Source organism: Xanthomonas sp. Leaf148, from assembly GCF_001423585.1.
Classification (GTDB): domain Bacteria; phylum Pseudomonadota; class Gammaproteobacteria; order Xanthomonadales; family Xanthomonadaceae; genus Xanthomonas.
In genome coordinates, this window is sequence record NZ_LMOP01000001.1 from 230,297 (window position 1) to 246,613 (window position 16,317).

The 16,317-nt window shown below is 65.2% G+C and carries 13 protein-coding genes; 2 read left to right on the forward strand and 11 right to left on the reverse strand.

From position 1 onward, the window contains the following. Positions 1–16: 16 nt before the first annotated feature. The 4 genes from mtnA to ligA form a co-directional block, all read right to left on the reverse strand. Complete coding sequence (mtnA, locus tag ASF90_RS00920; protein WP_055844635.1) at positions 17–1,081, reverse strand: S-methyl-5-thioribose-1-phosphate isomerase; 1,065 nt, start codon at positions 1,079–1,081, stop codon at positions 17–19. A 598-nt stretch (positions 1,082–1,679) separates the two neighbouring features. Further along, the gene (locus ASF90_RS00925) at positions 1,680–2,363 is read right to left on the reverse strand and encodes a DUF3011 domain-containing protein (protein ID WP_055844638.1); all 684 of its coding nucleotides are present in this window, start codon (positions 2,361–2,363) and stop codon (positions 1,680–1,682) included. A 440-nt stretch (positions 2,364–2,803) separates the two neighbouring features. Next, complete coding sequence (gene epmA, locus ASF90_RS00930; protein WP_055844641.1) at positions 2,804–3,766, reverse strand: EF-P lysine aminoacylase EpmA; 963 nt, start codon at positions 3,764–3,766, stop codon at positions 2,804–2,806. Next, on the reverse strand, positions 3,763–6,264 hold the full coding sequence (ligA, locus tag ASF90_RS00935; protein WP_055844644.1) for an NAD-dependent DNA ligase LigA: 2,502 nt from the start codon (positions 6,262–6,264) through the stop codon (positions 3,763–3,765). Before ligA ends, epmA begins: the two co-directional genes overlap by 4 nt. Before the next feature lie 346 nt (positions 6,265–6,610). Between ligA and ASF90_RS00940 the strand changes: the two genes are divergently transcribed. Next, complete coding sequence (locus ASF90_RS00940; RefSeq protein ID WP_055844647.1) at positions 6,611–7,735, forward strand: pyridoxal phosphate-dependent aminotransferase; 1,125 nt, start codon at positions 6,611–6,613, stop codon at positions 7,733–7,735. A 39-nt stretch (positions 7,736–7,774) separates the two neighbouring features. Here the strand turns inward: ASF90_RS00940 and ASF90_RS00945 are convergent, their stop codons facing one another. The 7 genes from ASF90_RS00945 to ASF90_RS00975 form a co-directional block, all read right to left on the reverse strand. Beyond that, positions 7,775–8,158 carry a hypothetical protein gene (locus tag ASF90_RS00945; RefSeq protein ID WP_055844651.1) on the reverse strand — a complete coding sequence of 128 codons (384 nt, stop codon included), beginning with the start codon at positions 8,156–8,158 and terminating at the stop codon, positions 7,775–7,777. A gap of 8 nt (positions 8,159–8,166) precedes the next feature. Next, positions 8,167–8,901, reverse strand: coding sequence for a cell division protein ZipA (zipA, locus tag ASF90_RS00950; RefSeq protein WP_055844654.1), 735 nt, complete (start codon positions 8,899–8,901; stop codon positions 8,167–8,169). A 56-nt stretch (positions 8,902–8,957) separates the two neighbouring features. Next, positions 8,958–12,461, reverse strand: a complete 3,504-nt coding sequence (gene smc, locus ASF90_RS00955) for a chromosome segregation protein SMC (protein WP_055844657.1) — start codon at positions 12,459–12,461, stop codon at positions 8,958–8,960. 210 nt (positions 12,462–12,671) lie between these two features. Then, on the reverse strand, positions 12,672–13,121 hold the full coding sequence (gene rplI / locus ASF90_RS00960) for a 50S ribosomal protein L9 (protein ID WP_055844660.1): 450 nt from the start codon (positions 13,119–13,121) through the stop codon (positions 12,672–12,674). Positions 13,122–13,384: 263 nt separating this feature from the next. Further along, positions 13,385–13,615: a 30S ribosomal protein S18 gene (gene rpsR, locus ASF90_RS00965; RefSeq protein WP_005991243.1), complete on the reverse strand. Its 231-nt coding sequence runs from the start codon at positions 13,613–13,615 to the stop codon at positions 13,385–13,387. A gap of 11 nt (positions 13,616–13,626) precedes the next feature. Next, a complete protein-coding gene (gene rpsF / locus ASF90_RS00970; protein ID WP_055844662.1) occupies positions 13,627–14,061 on the reverse strand; it encodes a 30S ribosomal protein S6 in 435 nt (144 codons plus the stop codon). Positions 14,062–14,396: 335 nt separating this feature from the next. Further along, positions 14,397–14,735: an iron-sulfur cluster assembly accessory protein gene (locus tag ASF90_RS00975; RefSeq protein ID WP_055844665.1), complete on the reverse strand. Its 339-nt coding sequence runs from the start codon at positions 14,733–14,735 to the stop codon at positions 14,397–14,399. A 187-nt stretch (positions 14,736–14,922) separates the two neighbouring features. Here ASF90_RS00975 and asnS point away from each other — a divergent pair, with 187 nt between their 5' ends. Next, positions 14,923–16,317 carry an asparagine--tRNA ligase gene (gene asnS, locus ASF90_RS00980; protein ID WP_055844668.1) on the forward strand — a complete coding sequence of 465 codons (1,395 nt, stop codon included), beginning with the start codon at positions 14,923–14,925 and terminating at the stop codon, positions 16,315–16,317.

Genomic DNA, 16,317 nt, shown 5'->3' on the forward strand with positions numbered 1-16,317 from the left:
TTGCCGCCGGTCCGGCTCAGGCGCCGAAGGCGGCCTGCATTCGCGCCGAATCGGGCTGCTCGATCACCCCACGTTCGGTGACGATGGCATCGATCAGCGCGCCGGGGGTGACGTCGAACACCGGGTTCCAGGCATGGATACCCTCGGCCACCGTCCGCACCCCGCCCACGCCGAACAACTCGCCCGGATCGCGCTGTTCGATCTCGATCTGATCGCCATCGCTGGTGGCCATGTCCACCGTCGACGACGGCGCCACCACCATGAACTTGACCCCGTGGTGACGCGCGGCAATGGCCAGCTGGTACGTGCCGATCTTGTTGGCGGTGTCGCCGTTGGCGCAGATGCGGTCCGCGCCGACGATCACCCACTGCACCAGGCCGGATTTCATCAGATGCGCCGCGGCCGAGTCGGCGATCAGGGTGGCATCGATGCCGTCCTGCTGCAGCTCCCACACGGTCAGGCGCGCGCCCTGCAGCCAAGGCCGGGTTTCGCCGGCGAACACCTTGGCGATACGTTGCTGCGCCATGCCGGCACGGATCACGCCCAGCGCGGTGCCGAAGCCGGCGGTGGCCAGCGAGCCGGTATTGCAGTGGGTGAGCACGCCGCTGCCCGGCGCGATCAGCCCGGCACCCAGCGCGCCCATGTGACGATTGGCGGCCAGATCCTCATCGGCGATGGCCTGCGCCTCGCGCGCAATCACCTCGCGCCAGTCTGCACCGGCCGCGCCCAGCACCCGGCGCATGCGCATCAACGCCCAGGCCAGGTTGACCGCGGTCGGGCGCGCGGCATTGAGCCGCAACAGCGCCGGTTCGAGTTTCTGCAAGGCCGCACTGCCATCGTCGGCAGCGATATCGCGCGCAGCCAACACCACGCCCCAGCCGGCCGCGATACCGATCGCCGGCGCACCACGCACGGCCAGCGAATGGATGGCCTCGGCCACCGCATCGCTGCTCTCGCAGCGCACATGCTCCACCACGAAAGGCAGCTTGCGTTGGTCGAGCAATTCCAGGGCATCGCCGGTCCACAGCAGTGGGCGGATGTGGTCGTAGCGGGCGTAATCGATATGGGCGCTGTCGTTCATCGCCCTATTGTAAGGCGCGCGCGTAGCCCAGTCAGCGACCGGCGATGCTCAGCCCGTCGTGCTAGCGCAGCAGTGCATCAAGCGCAAAAGCCTGATTGGTCGAGGGTGCGGTGCCCTCGCCGCTCGCGGGACACGCCGCAAGTACGTCCCTGTAGGCTCGGTAGCGGCATCCATGCCGCCACACGGTCCCGCAATCGGCGAGGACACCGCACCAGACGGTTTGCTGACTGCTCTGGAAGTTTGACGGTTGCTTTGTTAAAGCCTGCCCGTCGATCGCAATGCGCTGCGCTGCGAAGATGATCCGACCCGGCGTTATCCAGACAACACACCAAGCCTTGCTTGCAAGCGTGCACACCGACCATCGCGACTGGTCCTTGCCCGCCCACCTTCGCGGGACCTTACGCGGCATGGATGCCGCGTAAGAGCTTACAAGGACGTACTTGCAGCGTGTCCCGCGAGGGTGGGCGGGCAAGAACCCTGCAGCCAAACCGCAGATTCAGCCGCGCTGTGCAGCGAAAGCACGTGCGCAGCAGCTGGCGATGTACGTGGCCAAGATTCTTCGCCCAGCAATAGACCACGCGGCAGGTTCGTCAGCCGCTCAGTCGACGATGAACTCGGCGCGGCAACCATCGTTGACCCACACCCCGTCGCGGCTCCAGCCCCAGGTCTGGCCTTCCACGCACGCCGTCCTGGACAGTTGCCGGCCCAGGCGCACCTTGCGCTCCACCGACACCCCGCATGTGCGGCGCGCGCTCTTTTTCGATTCGCACGTGACCATGCGCGGCACCGCCACGAAACCGGACCCATCTTCGGCGCCGACTTCGAACTCGCCATCGCAACCACGCGATACCCAGATTTCGTTACGGCGCGTTCCCCAGGTACGGTTTTCCTTGCACGGCCACATCGAGCGTTGCCGCAACAGGCGTACAGGCGCGCCGCGCAAGACCACCGGGCACACCACCTTGCCGCCGTTGGAATCGCAACGAACTACACGCCGCATCAGCGGTGTGGCCGGCACGGTGGCGGCGAATTCGGCACGACAGCCTTGCTCGACCCAGACACCGTCGCGGTCGACATCCCATTCGCTACCACGGATACAACTGGTTTCGGAGAGCTGGCGTACCAGTTGCACGCCGCTGGCGACATCCATCGCGCAATGCACGCGCGCCATGTCCTTGGATTCGCAACGCACCACGCCGGAGCCACGCTCAGCGGCGCGCGCATCGGCGAGCATCAGCAGCGGCAGGCACCACAAACCGCATAAGCTGATCAGCCACTTCATGCCAGCAATCCTCACCCCGAAACGATAAACGTCGCGCCCCCGTGGACGTGAAGATGAGAGCATCATCGATGTGAAGATAGCAATACGGCGGCGATGACAGCGGCATGGCAGCGCAACCCACGCTTGCTTGCTGCACAACCAAATGCGTGCGGCATCGCCTACAGGCAGTGGGCTGCGCGGGTCCGGATCTGCGCTGTGATCAACTTGAGATCTCCACGGCCAATCGCGATGCGGGGACCGCACTCGGGTATCGCATCGAGCGCAGCGGAGAAAACCGAGCGCGCAGTCGTCATGTGAGTGCGGATGGCGCGCTGAGAACCGACGTGCATGCGGACTCCATGGCGTGCCGCACACCTGCGACGCAGGCGCGGCGATGAGCGCATCAGGGTTGTTGGCCGCTGCCAGTGCCTGGCGCATCGCCCGATCTCACTGGTCGCAACTCAGGCGCGGGCGAAGTCGAACGCCAGCACGTCGGCAATCTGCGCGGTGCCGCGCAAGGCCATCAATAGCCGATCCACACCCACCGCCACGCCGGCGCAATCGGGCAGCTGCGACAACACCGCCAATAGGTGTTCATCCAGCGGCAGCTGCGGCAATCCGCGGGCCGCACGCACGGTATTGTCGCGGGTGAAGCGTGCCCGTTGCTCCTGCGCATCGTTCAATTCGTGGTAGCCGTTGGCCACTTCATAGCCGCCCAGATACAGCTCGAAGCGCTCGGCGACCGGCGGGCTGTCGTGACGGATACGCGCCAGCGCGCATTGGCTGGCTGGCCAGTCGTGCACCACGGTCAGCGTCTCGCTGGCAAAGCCGGGCTGGATGCGATGGGTCATCAGCAGATCCAGCCAATCGTCGCGTGTCAGTCCCTGCGGATCGATGGCAACGTCATGCAGTGCTGCACGCAGCGTGTCGACCGGGTCCAGCAACGGGTCGATGCCCAGGCGTTGCACGAACAGCTCGCGATACGTGAGCACCTGCACGCTCGCCTCGCGCTGCATCAGGGCAAGCGCGCGCTGCACCAGTGCGACGGTTTCCTGCGCCAACTTACGGTCGTCCCAACCCACCCGATACCACTCGAGCATGCTGAATTCCGGATTGTGCCGGCCGCCGGCTTCGCCGTTGCGGAACACGCGCCCCAGTTCGTAGCAATCGCCCAGGCCGGCGGCGAGCAGGCGTTTGAGCGGATATTCCGGCGAGGTGCGCAGCCAGCGCAGCGGCGCACCAGCATCCACATGTCCGCTGAAGCGGGTGCTGAAACTTTCGATATTCGGCTCGGTGTTGCCGGCCTGCGACAGCACCGGCGTTTCCACTTCCAGCACGCTGCGCTCGGCAAAAAAAGCGCGAATCGCGGCATTGAGCTGAGCGCGCAACCGCAGCCCGGCCAGATCGAGTTGCGCTGCGGTCATGGCTGTTGGCCGTGCTCGCCCAGAAAGGCCAGCAGCCGCGCTTCGTCCCAGATGTCCACGCCCAGCGATTGCGCCTTGTCGAGCTTGGAGCCGGCCTCCTCACCGGCCACCAGGAACGCGGTTTTCTTGGAGACACTGCCGGCCACCTTGGCGCCTAATGCTTCGAGCCGCTGTTTGGCGGCATCGCGCGTCAAGGCGGCCAAGGTGCCGGTGATCACGACCGTCTGGCCGTCCAAGGGGCCGGCCTGCACCGCCTCGACGTCCGGCAGGCGCGCCAGCACCGTTTCCATCGCCTGTTGTGCCGATGTGGCGAGTGCCGCATTTTCTGGGCGATCCAGCCACTGCAGCAGCGCGGCCACCACCGGTGCGGGCACGCCGGCCTGCAATAACGCGTCGCTGCCGGCAGTGCGCAGCGCATCGAACGACGGCACCGCCGCCGCCAGTTGCTGCGCGCGCACCGGCGTCACCTTGGGAATGTCCATGTCTTCCAGCACGCTGGCAAAACTCAAGGCATCGCGCAGCTTGGGCGATGGCGGGTGTGCATCGCCGATGCGCACGCCACGTTGCAGCAAATCGTCGATGGCCTGCTGGTTGCCCGGCTGATCGAGGAAGTGCCCGAGCGAACGCGCCACTTCGCCACCGATATCGGGCACACGTTTGAACAGCGGCCACGGCAGATGGCGGATCAGCTCCAGATCGCCGAACCACGCCGCCAAGGCCTTGGCCGTGCTCTCGCCCACATGCTCGATGCCCAGCGCAAACAGAAAGCGCTCCAACGTGGTATCGCGCGATGTTTCAATCGCCTCGATCAGGTTCTCGGCCCATTTGGTGGCGATCTTGCGGCGGTTCCAATCGAAGCTCGGCAGCCCTGCACGCAGCAGATCGGCCTGCCAGGTCTGCGGCGCCTCATGTTCGCCGGCCAGATCCACACCGATGCTCGCCACGGTGGTTTCGAGCTGCGCATACGCACCGGTTGCCAAATGCTCGCGCGCCTCGCGCAAGAACGCATGCGGGCTATCGGCGGTGCTGATCAGGCGCAGTTGCAGCAGTTGATCGACGGTGAGCAGATACAGATCGGCCACACCTTGCACCAGTCCGCTATCGACCAGCACTTCGATGAATTTCTCGCCCAGACCGTCGACATCCATCGCACGCCGCGACACGAAATGCCGAAACGCCTCCTTACGCTGCGCCGGGCAGGTCAACTCGCCCGAGCACCGCCACACCGCCTGGCCTTCTTCGCGCACGATCTCCGACCCGCACACCGGGCACTGGGTAGGCATGCGCCATTCCTGCGTGCCCGGCGGGCGCTGGTCGGCGACCACGCCGGCGACTTCCGGAATCACATCGCCGGCACGCCGCACGATCACCGTATCGCCCACGCGCACATCCAGCCGCGCGATCTGGTCGGCGTTATGCAGCGTGGCATTGGTGACGATCACGCCAGCCACATGCACCGGCTTCAGTCGCGCCACTGGCGTCGCCGCACCGGTACGGCCAATCTGGATCTCGATCGCCTCCACCGTGGTGGATTGCTCCTGCGCCGGGAATTTGTGCGCAATCGCCCAGCGCGGCGCGCGCGAAACGAACCCCATCTCACGCTGGCCGGCCAGATCGTCGAGCTTGTACACCACGCCATCGATATCGAAGGCCAGCCCGTCGCGCGCCGCGCCAATGCGTTGGTAGTACGCCAGCAGGCCCTCGCTGCCCCGCACCACTTCGACCAACTGGCTGACCGGAAATCCCCAGTCGCGCAATTGCGCCAGGATGGCAGAATGCGTCTGCGGCAAGGCGCCGTCGCGTACTTCGCCCACACCGTACGCAAAAAAACTGAGTGGGCGCTGCGCGGTGATGCGCGCGTCCAGCTGCCGCAACGAGCCGGCCGCACCATTGCGCGGATTGGCCAGCACCTTGCCACCCTGCGCACGCATCTGCGCGTTGTACGCCTCGAACGCGGCGCGCGGCATGTAGACCTCGCCGCGCACTTCCAGCACCTTTGGCCAACCCTGCCCACGCAAACGCAGCGGAATCGCCTTGACCGTGCGCAGATTGGCGCTGACATCCTCGCCCGCGGCGCCGTCGCCACGGGTCGCACCTTGCACGAACTCGCCATCTTCGTAGCGCAGACTGATCGCCAGGCCATCGAGTTTGGGTTCGGCCGAAAACACCGGTTGTTTGAGCTCCAGCCGCTCGCTGATGCGACGGACAAACTCGCTCACTTCCTCATCGCTGAAGGCATTGCCCAACGACAACATCGGCAGCGCATGCCGCACTTCGGCAAAGCGCGACGCGGCCAGATACCCCACCCGCTGCGTCGGCGAATCGGCACTGGCCAGTGCCGGGTGCTCGGCCTCCAGCGCCTCCAGCTCACGCATCAGACGGTCGTAATCGACGTCGGCCATCTGCGGCTCGTCGAGCACGTGATAGCGGTAGTTCGCGTCTTCGATTCGGCGACGCAGGGCATCGATGCGCTGAGCGGGATCCGGGCTGACAGTCATACGATCGCTGGGCTGGCACTGGGCCGCCCATTCTAACGGGCCATGCCGATGCGCAAGCGATGACGCGCCCTGACGTCGATCCCCGGTCCGATGTCGCTGACCGTATCGACAGCGGCAGGCAAGCGCGCAAGGCCAAACGTAATGATGCCGGCAGCGCCTCGCTCGCACCCCGGCAGCAAGCCCAGCAGGATTTGCCGTCACGCGGACAGGCGCGACTGGCTTCCTGGACCGCCGGATCTGCCCGCTGACGGCCAACAGCGTGCCGCCCGGGGATTTCCCGATAGGCAGACCGGCACAAACCCGCTAGCGTGGCGACCTCTTTGTCCTGCTCGTCTGGAGCTCACCCGTGTCGTTGCCCGTTTCGCGCCGTTCGTTTCTCAGCCTTGCCACCACTGGCGTGGCAGTTTCCGCATTGGGGCTGGCACCCGCGGCTGAGGCGGCCCGCAAGCGCGCAGCCGCGGCCGCAGCGCCGGGCGTCGCACCGGCAGCAGGCACGGTGCTGCTCAACCTCAACGAACATCCGCTTGGGCCTGCTCCGGCAGCGCTGGATGCCGCAACGCGGTCGCTGGCGCGTTCGGGCCGTTATCTGCAGGAGATGGAGCAGGACCTGCGCAATCTGATGACCGGCGAGTTGCAGCTGCCCAACGACCATCTGGCATTGTTTCCCGGCTCCAGGGACGCACTGAATCGCGCCAGCAACCTGTTCACTTCGGCGCGTGCCGGCCTGGTGGTGGCAGACCCGAGCTTCGACCCGGTCATCGACAGCGCCACTGCCCGCGGCGTGCAGGTGCGCAAGGTGCCGCTGCGTGCCGATGGCGCGCATGACGTCAAGGCGATGGCCAAGGCCGACCCAACCGCCGGCCTGATCTATCTGTGCAATCCCGGCAATGCCACCGGCAGCATCACCCCGCGCAGCGACATCGAATGGCTGCTGGCCAACAAGCCGGCCAGTGCGGTGCTGGTGGTCGACGAGGCCTACATCCACTACAGCAACGAGCCGTCGATGGTCGACCTGGTGCGTCAGCGCCAGGACCTGATCGTGCTGCGCAGTTTCTCCAAACTCTACGGCATGGCCGGCCTGCGCCTGGGCGCGGCGCTTGCCCCGCCGGGGCTGCAGACCAAGCTCGCCAGCTTCGGCAGCAACCCGTTGCCGGTCCCGGCCATGGCGGCCGGCATTGCCAGCCTGCGCGACCCGCAACTGGTGCAGACCCGGCGCGCGGACAACGCACGCGTGCGCGATGAGACCGTCGCCTGGCTCAAAAGCAAGGGTTACACCTGCCTGCCCACGCAAGCGAACTGCTTCATGCTGGACGTCAAGCGCGAGGCCGGCGTGTTTGCCGATTCAATGCAAAAGCAGGGCGTGATCGTCGGCCGCAGCTGGCCGATCTGGCCCAAGCGCGTGCGCGTGACCGTTGGCACCGAGGCAGAGATGATGCGGTTCCGCGAGGCGTTTACCAAAGCCAAGCGCTGAGGGCCGACGCCTGCCACGCGCCCTGCCCGACCAGCGGATCTAGGGGTCCAGTTCCGCTGTGGCGGGTGTGCGCAAGGTGCGCCGGATCCATAGATAGCTGATGACAAAGGTCAGCAGCATCGAGCCTGCATTCCACAGCAACAGCTCGCGCAGCATCGACGGGCCTTGCAGGATGTGCGCGTAGTAACGGCGATCGAACAACGCGATCGCATGCGGCAGGAACACGCTGATGAAGGGCGTCGGCACCGGCGCCACCAACAGGGTGATGGCAGCGGCGAAACTGCCCACCACCCACGGCGAGTTGCGCGGGCGTTTGCGCAGGCGCGCGGTGATCAACGAAAAGATCCACAACAGCGGCATTGCCAGAATCGCCCACAGCACCAGCAGCAAGGCCACCGCCAACACGCCCTGCAGACTCAACATCGCTCAACTCACCAGCGCGGGGACTTGGTCAGCGGCGGTGCCTGGTGCTGACGATCGTAGGCGCGTAGTTCGTCACGGATATGCGCCACGCGCTGGCGACCCAGCGCATTGCGGCTGTCGTCCAGCACCACGCCGTCCAGCAACTCGGCCATGCGTTGCACGGTCGGCAGCATTTTTTCCCAGGCATCCAGCGCGGTCATCGGCGCCGGCAAGGTCAGGAAGAACGCGATCGCCGGGGTCTGCATCTCGCGGATGTTGGCCATGTCGAAACTGCCCGGCTTGAGGATGCTGGCCATGCTGAAGATCGGCCCGCGCTCCGGATGCCCTTCCACCAGGCGGTGGAACACATTCATATGGCCGAACACCAGGCCGGTCTTTTCTGCGGCAACCACCACATCTTCGCCACGCAGGATCTGGCCGGCCTTGGCCGCCACGAACAACGACACGATCTTGTCGAAATCCTGGTTGGGGCGCTTGCCGACGTCGTTACCGCCGGCCCCATCCTGGTCGTCCAGGTTGAGTTCGCTCTGTTCGGCACTGCCTTCGCTGCGCTCGAACGTTTCGCCATCGGCACCCGCATCGCCGGAAATCACCGGCTCGCGCCGTTCGCGGGGTTGACCGTCGTCCTTGTCGACGCGACGCCCCTGTGGCGATTTCTTCGGGCGGCCGAACAGAAAAATTGCAGCGACCAGCAGCAATCCCGCGATCAGGATCCCGATCCGGATCATGGCCATGTCGGACATTCAGCGTGCCTCCGCATAAGAGTGACAGGTGTCATCATTCCAGCAAGCATGGCACGTCATGCCGCACCCGCCAAACGTGCCGCCTCTTCCAGGTCCACGCTGACCAGGCGGCTGACGCCCGGCTCGCGCATGGTCACACCGGACAACTGGCGCGCCGCTTCCATGGTCGCCTTGTTATGGCTGACGAACAGGAACTGCACCTTCTCGCTCATCTCGCGCACCATGTTGGCCAGGCGGCCGACATTGGCTTCGTCCAGCGGTGCGTCCACCTCGTCCAGCAGGCAGAACGGCGCAGGATTGAGCTGGAAAATCGCAAACACCAGCGCCACCGCGGTCATCGCCTTTTCGCCACCGGACAGCAGCGAAATGCTGGACACACGCTTGCCCGGCGGGCGCGCCATGATGGTCACGCCGGTGTCGAGCAGGTCTTCGCCGGTGAGTTCCAGATACGCGTGCCCACCGCCGAAAAGACGCGGATACAGCGCCTGCACGCCGGAGTTGACGCGATCGAAGGTGTCCTTGAAACGGCCACGGGTTTCGCGGTCGATCTTGCGGATGGCTTCTTCCAGCGTTTCCAGTGCGGTATTGAGGTCCAGGTTCTGCGCTTCCAGATATTCCGAGCGCTGCGCAGCCTCGCCGTACTCCTGGATCGCAGCCAGATTCACCGGCTCCAGGCGCCGCATGCGCCCGTCGATCTGGTTCACCGCCGCCTCCCATTCGGGCGCATTGGCAGACTCGGACAGGCCGTTGACCACGTCTTCGAGCACGAAGCCGGCTTTGACCACCGCGGCAGACAACTGCTCGGCGTTGAGCACCAGCGCCTGTTGATCGAGCTTGCGCTGGCTGATGCGCTCGCGCTGCGCCAGCGCCTGTTCGTCGCGCTGCTGACGGGTCTGCTCGAAGCTACGCAGCTCACCGTCGATGCTGTCGAGCAACGTCCGCGTTTCGCTGAGCACGCGCTCGGTGCGGACACGCTCGCTCAGTGCAGCCTGATGTTCGTGCTCCAGCGTTTCCACCGGCGAATCGCCGTCGCTGAGCTGGGAGACCAGATCCTCCAGGCGCGTATCGAGCTGGCCGCGCTGGCTGTCCATGCGCTCCAGGGTCTGGCTGAGCGAGGTGATCTGGGTGCGCTGCGATTCCAGCGTCAGCGCCAGGGCATGCATCGCATCGCGCACGCCACGCGCGGCATCGCGCGCCTGGTCGCGCGCATCGGTGAGCTGGCGGCGTTCGTTTTCCAGCGCCTGCCGCGTGCCTTGCAGATCGCCCATCAGGGTGACCGCGTCTTCGAGTTTCGCGCGGGCCTCGCGGGCCTGTTCGCGGCTGGTATCCAGCGTTTCCAGCAACTGCGACAACTCGTTTTCGATGCGCTCGATGCGCGTGCGCGCTGCATCGACCTTGCCCTGCTGGCTCTGCAACTGGCCAGCCAGTTCGGACACGCTGCGGTGCGCCATGTATAGCTGACGCTGCGCATCTTCGCGCTGCTGTTCGGCGGCCAGCGATTGCTCGCGGAAGCTGGTGAGCCGCTGTTCGAGCTCGGCTTCGCGCTCCTGCAGGGTGTCGATCTGCGTGCGCAGTTCCTGGATGTCGCGCTCGCGCAGCAAGGCGCCCTGCTTGGCCGCGCCAGAGCGCGATACGCGCACCCAGCCCTCGCCCAAGCGCTCGCCATTGCGGGTGATGACCGAGTCGCCTTCCGGCAACGCGGCTTGCAACGCGCGTGCGGCCTGCAGATCGTCGGCCGCATGCAGCCGCGCCAGCAGACGACGAATCGCGATCGGCCCCTGCACTTTGGCTGCCAATGAGGTCGGTGCAAAGGTGGCGGCATCGGTGGCGTTTGACACCAGCGCAATGCGGCCTTCGCCCAACTCGCCCAGCGCGTCGACCAGCTGTTCGGGCGCCTCCACCAGCACGCCTTCGATCAACTGCCCCAGCGCGCTTTCGACGGTGTTTTCCCAGCCGCTTTCCACCGTAATGCGCTCGCCAACACGCGCTGCCGAATCCAGCCCGCGCGACTTCAGCCACGCCACCGCCGCGCCCTGCTCCTGGCCGAGGGCGGCCTGCTGCAGGGTTTCCAGCGACGACAGTCGACCGCGCGCGGCCTGCGCCTGCTTGCGCACCTCGGCCAGCTCGCCCTGGCTGGCCCGCTGCTGTTCCTGCAGACCGCCCAACGCGTGCTTGCGCGCTTCGACTTGCTCGGTCAGCCCGTCCAGCGACGCCTTTTGGGTTTCATGGCGCAGCTCGACCTGCTCGAACGCCTCGGCCAGCGCATCCAGATCCAGCCCGGCACGTTCGTTGACCAGCGCTTCGCGGCGGCGGTCGGCCTCCAGCGACTGGCGGTCCAGATAATCGACACGCGTGCGCTCCACTTCGCCGGCGCGCGAGGCTTCGCCGGTGTCGCGGTTATGGGTTTCCCAACGCTGCTGCCAGTCGGCCAGCCGCGCCTCGGCTTCGCGCAGCGATTCCTGGCGAAACTCATGGTCCTCGCGCAGCTGTTCCAGCTGCGGTTCGGCCGCATCCACCGCTTCGCGCAGCACGGCCAGTTTTGAGGAGTCGCCACTGATGTGCTGGGTCAATTCCTGCAGCTGGCTCTGCGCCTCATCGCGCGCCTTGTGCAAGCGATGCGAGAGCTCGCGTTGATGCTGGATCTGCTGTTCGATGCGCGCCAGCGCGCTGCCCACCTGGTAGACGTCGGCCTGCGCCTTGGCCACCGCTTCGGCCGCCTCTTCGCGGCGCACGCGCCCGGTTTCGATCCGCGCCTCGGCATCGCGCTGGTCAGCGATCAGCTGCTGCAGGCGGGTTTCTTCCTGATTCAACTTTTCGCGCAGGCCCTGCAATTGCCCATCCAGGCCGCGGTACTCCAGCGCCTTCCACTCGGCATCCTTGATCCGGCGTTCTTCCTGCAAGGCCTGGTATTGCTCGGCCTGACGCGCCTGGCGCTGCAGATGCGCCAGCTGCTTGGTGATCTCTTCGCGCAGGTCGCCCAGGCGGTCGAGATTTTCGCGGGTGTGGCGGATGCGGGTTTCGGTTTCCTTGCGGCGTTCCTTGTACTTGGAAATGCCGGCTGCTTCTTCCAGATACACGCGCAGGTCTTCCGGGCGCGCCTCGATGATCTGGCTGATCATGCCCTGCTCGATGATCGAGTAGCTGCGCGGCCCCAGGCCGGTGCCCAGGAACAAATCGGTAATGTCGCGACGCCGGCACTTGGTGCCGTTGAGGTAATAGGCGCTGTTGCCGTCGCGGCTGACCAGGCGCTTGACCGAGATCTCGTTGAACGAGGCGAACTCACCGGTGATGGTGTGATCGGAGTTGTCGAAGATCAGTTCCACCGTCGCCTGCGACACCGGCTTGCGCGCCGAGGAGCCGGAAAAGATCACGTCGGTCAGCGAGTCGCCACGCAGCCGGCTGGCCGAGCTTTCGCCCATCACCCAGCGCACCGCATCGATGATGTTGGACTTGCCGCAACCATTGGGGCCGACGATGCCGGTCATGTTGGTGGGCAGGTGCAACGTGGTCGGGTCGACGAACGACTTGAAACCGGACAGCTTGATCGTGGACAGGCGCATGGGACGGACGGGTTCCGGGCACCGCGCGGACACAGCCGGCAGGCGCTTTTCCTGTGGAGCCGGCACCTAAGCCCTTGATCGGCAAGATCTGCAGGCCGTGGAACCGACAATGGGGCATGAGTATAACGGTGCCGTCGCTACGCTGCGGCTGGCCGTAAAAGACGAAGGGCGCCTAACAAGGCGCCCTTCGGTTCACACATGCAGCAAGGATCAGGCGTCGGATTCGACGATGACCTTGACCGAGGTTTCCACATCGGCGTGCAGGTGCAGCACAACGTCGTACTCGCCGACATTGCGGAATGCGCCTTCGCCCAGGATCACTTCGCTCTTTTCCAGCGGCAGGCCGGCAGCGGTGAACGCCTCGGCGATGTCGCGCGGGCCAACCGAGCCGTACAGCTTGCCTTCGGTGGACGCGTGCGCACCGATGGTGACGCTGGCGCCTTCGAACTTGGTGGCACGGGTCTGCGCATCGGCCAGGATGGTGTTGGCCTTGGCTTCGTAATCGGCGCGCTTGGTTTCGAACGCTTCGACGTTGGCAGCGGTGGCCGGAACGGCCTTACCCTGCGGCACGAGGAAGTTACGGCCGTAGCCCGGCTTGACGCTGACCTTGTCGCCCAGGTTGCCCAGGTTGGTCACTTTCTGCAGAAGAATCAGATCCATGGTGGTGCTCCGTTATTCGTTAGCGCTGGCACTTTGGCCGACGCAACGGGTGCTGTCCGAAAAGACGGGATTCGGGAATCGGGATTTGGGAATCGCAAGAGCACGATCAACACCGCATCTCGAATGACCGGTCTCTATCAATTTGATAACCCGCACAGGGATGTGCGGGCTGTTGTGAGAACTCGCATGCAGCCGCATGGGCTCTTGCGAGGACTCACTGCATTCGTGCGGGCCGCTTTGAGCGCCCCGCAACGAACGACCGATCAAACGTCGTGGTTGTCCGTGTACGGGATCAGCGCCAGGAAACGCGAGCGCTTGACGGCCGTCGCCAGCTGACGCTGGTACTTGGACTTGGTACCGGTCACGCGGCTCGGCACGATCTTGCCGTTCTCGGTGAGGTACTGACGCAGGGTGTTGAGATCCTTGTAATCGATCTCTTTGACGCCCTCGGCGGTGAACTTGCAGAACTTGCGACGACGGAAGAACTTGGACATGACAGCGCTCCTTAAGCGGCTTCGGCGTTGTCGCCGTCGGTATCGGTGGCGGCAGGTGCAGCATCGCCTTCCTCGTCATCACGACGACGACGCTCGCTACGCTCGGGCTTGTCGCCCTTCTCGTCCTTGCTCTTCATGATCAGCGACTGCTCGGTGTCCGGGCCATCGCGCTTGACGACCAAGTGACGCAGCACCGCATCGTTGAAGCGGAAGCTTTCCACCAGCTCGCTCAGCACGGCCTGGTCGACTTCGATGTTGAGCAGCACGTAATGCGCCTTCACCAAGTTCTGGATCGGGTAGGCCAGCTGACGACGGCCCCAGTCTTCCAGACGGTGAATGGTGCCGTTACCGCCCTCGATCAGCGACTTGTAGCGCTCGATCATGGCCGGGACCTGCTCGCTCTGGTCCGGATGGACCAGGAACACGACTTCGTAATGACGACTCATGTTGTTTTACCTTTCGGATGTGGCCACGTGGGCCGGACAGCTCCCCGGTGGTCCGCGCAAGGCGGCCGGTGGAGCAAGGGTTCCCGCCCAGAACCGGGCAGGAAGCCGGAAAGTATGGCAGTTCAAGCGCTTAGCCGCAACCGGCCAGCCTGGGAGCGGAACTCTAAAAGCCCCTCTCCCGCCGGGAGAGGGGTTGGGGTGAGGGTACGGAAGCGATGCCCTAGCGACTTTCAACCGCGCTTGGCTTCGCCCCGTACCCTCATCCGCCCCTTCGGGGCACCTTCTCCCGACGGGAGAAGGAAACACTCCGACGCTGCTTGGCTCACTCTTTAAGCTTAGCGGTGCTCAGCTTCGGTGGTGAAGCTTTCGCCGCAACCGCACTCGGCGGTGGCGTTGGGGTTACTGAAGGTAAACGTCTCGCTCAACCCGTGCTTGCCAAAGTCGATGCAGGTGCCGTCCACCAGCGGCAGGCTGGTCGGGTCGACAAAGATGCACACCCCGCCCTGCTCGAACACCGCATCGTCGTCGCGCTTCTCGCGCGCCAGGTCAGTGATGTGGCCCCAACCGGAGCAACCGGTCTTGGTCACGCCAAAGCGCAGGCCCAATGCACCCGGGGTCTGCTGCACGAAACGCTGCACGCGCTCCAGCGCGGCGGGGGTGAGGCTGATGGTCATGCGGGCACTCCAACACAATGGCGTCAAGTATAGGGGCCGACCGGTGGATCGGCATGCAGTCCAGATGGGGCCGGCCACGCGGGCACGCAAGCCGCTGCGCCACCACGCCTGTTCAGGTGCTCGCGCCAGCGCGGTCGCAGCCAGTAAACTCGCAGACCATTCAAGGTCGCTACGGCGAGGAACAGTCATGACGGTGGTCAGCGTTGAACATGCGCTTGCGGGCAAGCTCCCCGACGGCGGCGAAGTCACGGTACGGGGGTGGGTGCGCACGCTGCGCGGATCTGCCGGACTGGCCTTCATCAACGTGACCGATGGCTCGTGCTTCGCTCCGATCCAGGTGGTGGCCAACGACACGCTGCCCAATTTCGACGAGATAAAGCGCCTGACCAGCGGCTGCTCGCTGATCGCCAAGGGTGTGCTGGTGAAGTCGCAGGGCAAGGGCCAGTCGTTCGAGATCCAGGCCAGCGCTGTCGAAATCGTGGGTTGGGTCGAAGACCCGCTCACCTACCCGATCCAGCCCAAGCCGATGACGCCGGAATTCCTGCGTGAAGTGGCGCATCTGCGCCCGCGCACCAATCTGTTCGGCGCGGTGACACGCATCCGCAACTGCCTGGCGCAGGCGGTGCACCGCTTCTTCCACCAGAACGGCTTCAACTGGATCAGCACGCCGATCATCACCACCTCCGATGCCGAAGGCGCCGGGCAGATGTTCCGCGTCTCCACGCTGGACATGGTCAACCTGCCGCGCGATGCCACGGGCAACGTGGATTTCAGCCGCGACTTCTTCGGCAAGGAAACCTTCCTCACCGTGTCCGGCCAGCTCAACGTGGAGGCGTATTGCCTGGCGCTAAGCAAGGTCTACACCTTCGGGCCGACGTTCCGCGCAGAAAACAGCCACACCACGCGCCACCTGGCCGAGTTCTGGATGATCGAGCCGGAAATCGCCTTCGCCGACCTGGCCGAAGATGCGCGTCTGGCCGAGCAATTTCTGAAGTACCTGTTCCGCGCGGTGCTGGACGAGCGCGGCGACGATCTGGCCTTCCTGGCCGAGCGCGTGGACAAGAACGCGATCAGCAAGCTGGAAGCCTTCATCAATGCGCCGTTCGAGCAGATCGATTACACCGAGGCGGTGAAGCTGCTGCAGAACTCCGGCAAGAAGTTCGACTTCCCGGTCGAATGGGGCCTGGACCTGCAGACCGAGCACGAACGCTGGCTGACCGAAGAGCACATCGGCCGCCCGGTGGTGGTGACCAATTATCCCGAGCACATCAAGGCGTTCTACATGCGCCTGAACGACGACGGCAAGACCGTGGCGGCAATGGACGTGCTGGCGCCGGGCATCGGCGAAATCATTGGCGGCAGCCAGCGCGAAGAACGCCTGGATGTGCTAGATGCGCGCATGGCGCAGTTCGGTCTGGATAAGGACCACTACAGCTGGTATCGCGATTTCCGTCGCTATGGTTCGGTGCCGCATGCCGGTTTTGGCCTAGGGTTCGAGCGCCTGGTGGTGTACGTGTGCGGGCTGAGCAACATCCGCGACGCCATCCCCTACCCGCGCGCGCCGGGCAGCGCGGAGTTCTGA

Coding starts and splice junctions, on each gene's coding strand:
- mtnA (WP_055844635.1), bottom strand. CDS start 1,081: ATGAACGACAGCGCCCATATCGATTACGCCCGCTACGACCACATCCGC.
- ASF90_RS00925 (WP_055844638.1), bottom strand. CDS start 2,363: ATGAAGTGGCTGATCAGCTTATGCGGTTTGTGGTGCCTGCCGCTGCTG.
- epmA (WP_055844641.1), bottom strand. CDS start 3,766: ATGACCGCAGCGCAACTCGATCTGGCCGGGCTGCGGTTGCGCGCTCAG.
- ligA (WP_055844644.1), bottom strand. CDS start 6,264: ATGACTGTCAGCCCGGATCCCGCTCAGCGCATCGATGCCCTGCGTCGC.
- ASF90_RS00945 (WP_055844651.1), bottom strand. CDS start 8,158: ATGTTGAGTCTGCAGGGCGTGTTGGCGGTGGCCTTGCTGCTGGTGCTG.
- zipA (WP_055844654.1), bottom strand. CDS start 8,901: ATGTCCGACATGGCCATGATCCGGATCGGGATCCTGATCGCGGGATTG.
- smc (WP_055844657.1), bottom strand. CDS start 12,461: ATGCGCCTGTCCACGATCAAGCTGTCCGGTTTCAAGTCGTTCGTCGAC.
- rplI (WP_055844660.1), bottom strand. CDS start 13,121: ATGGATCTGATTCTTCTGCAGAAAGTGACCAACCTGGGCAACCTGGGC.
- rpsR (WP_005991243.1), bottom strand. CDS start 13,615: ATGTCCAAGTTCTTCCGTCGTCGCAAGTTCTGCAAGTTCACCGCCGAG.
- rpsF (WP_055844662.1), bottom strand. CDS start 14,061: ATGAGTCGTCATTACGAAGTCGTGTTCCTGGTCCATCCGGACCAGAGC.
- ASF90_RS00975 (WP_055844665.1), bottom strand. CDS start 14,735: ATGACCATCAGCCTCACCCCCGCCGCGCTGGAGCGCGTGCAGCGTTTC.
- asnS (WP_055844668.1), top strand. CDS start 14,923: ATGACGGTGGTCAGCGTTGAACATGCGCTTGCGGGCAAGCTCCCCGAC.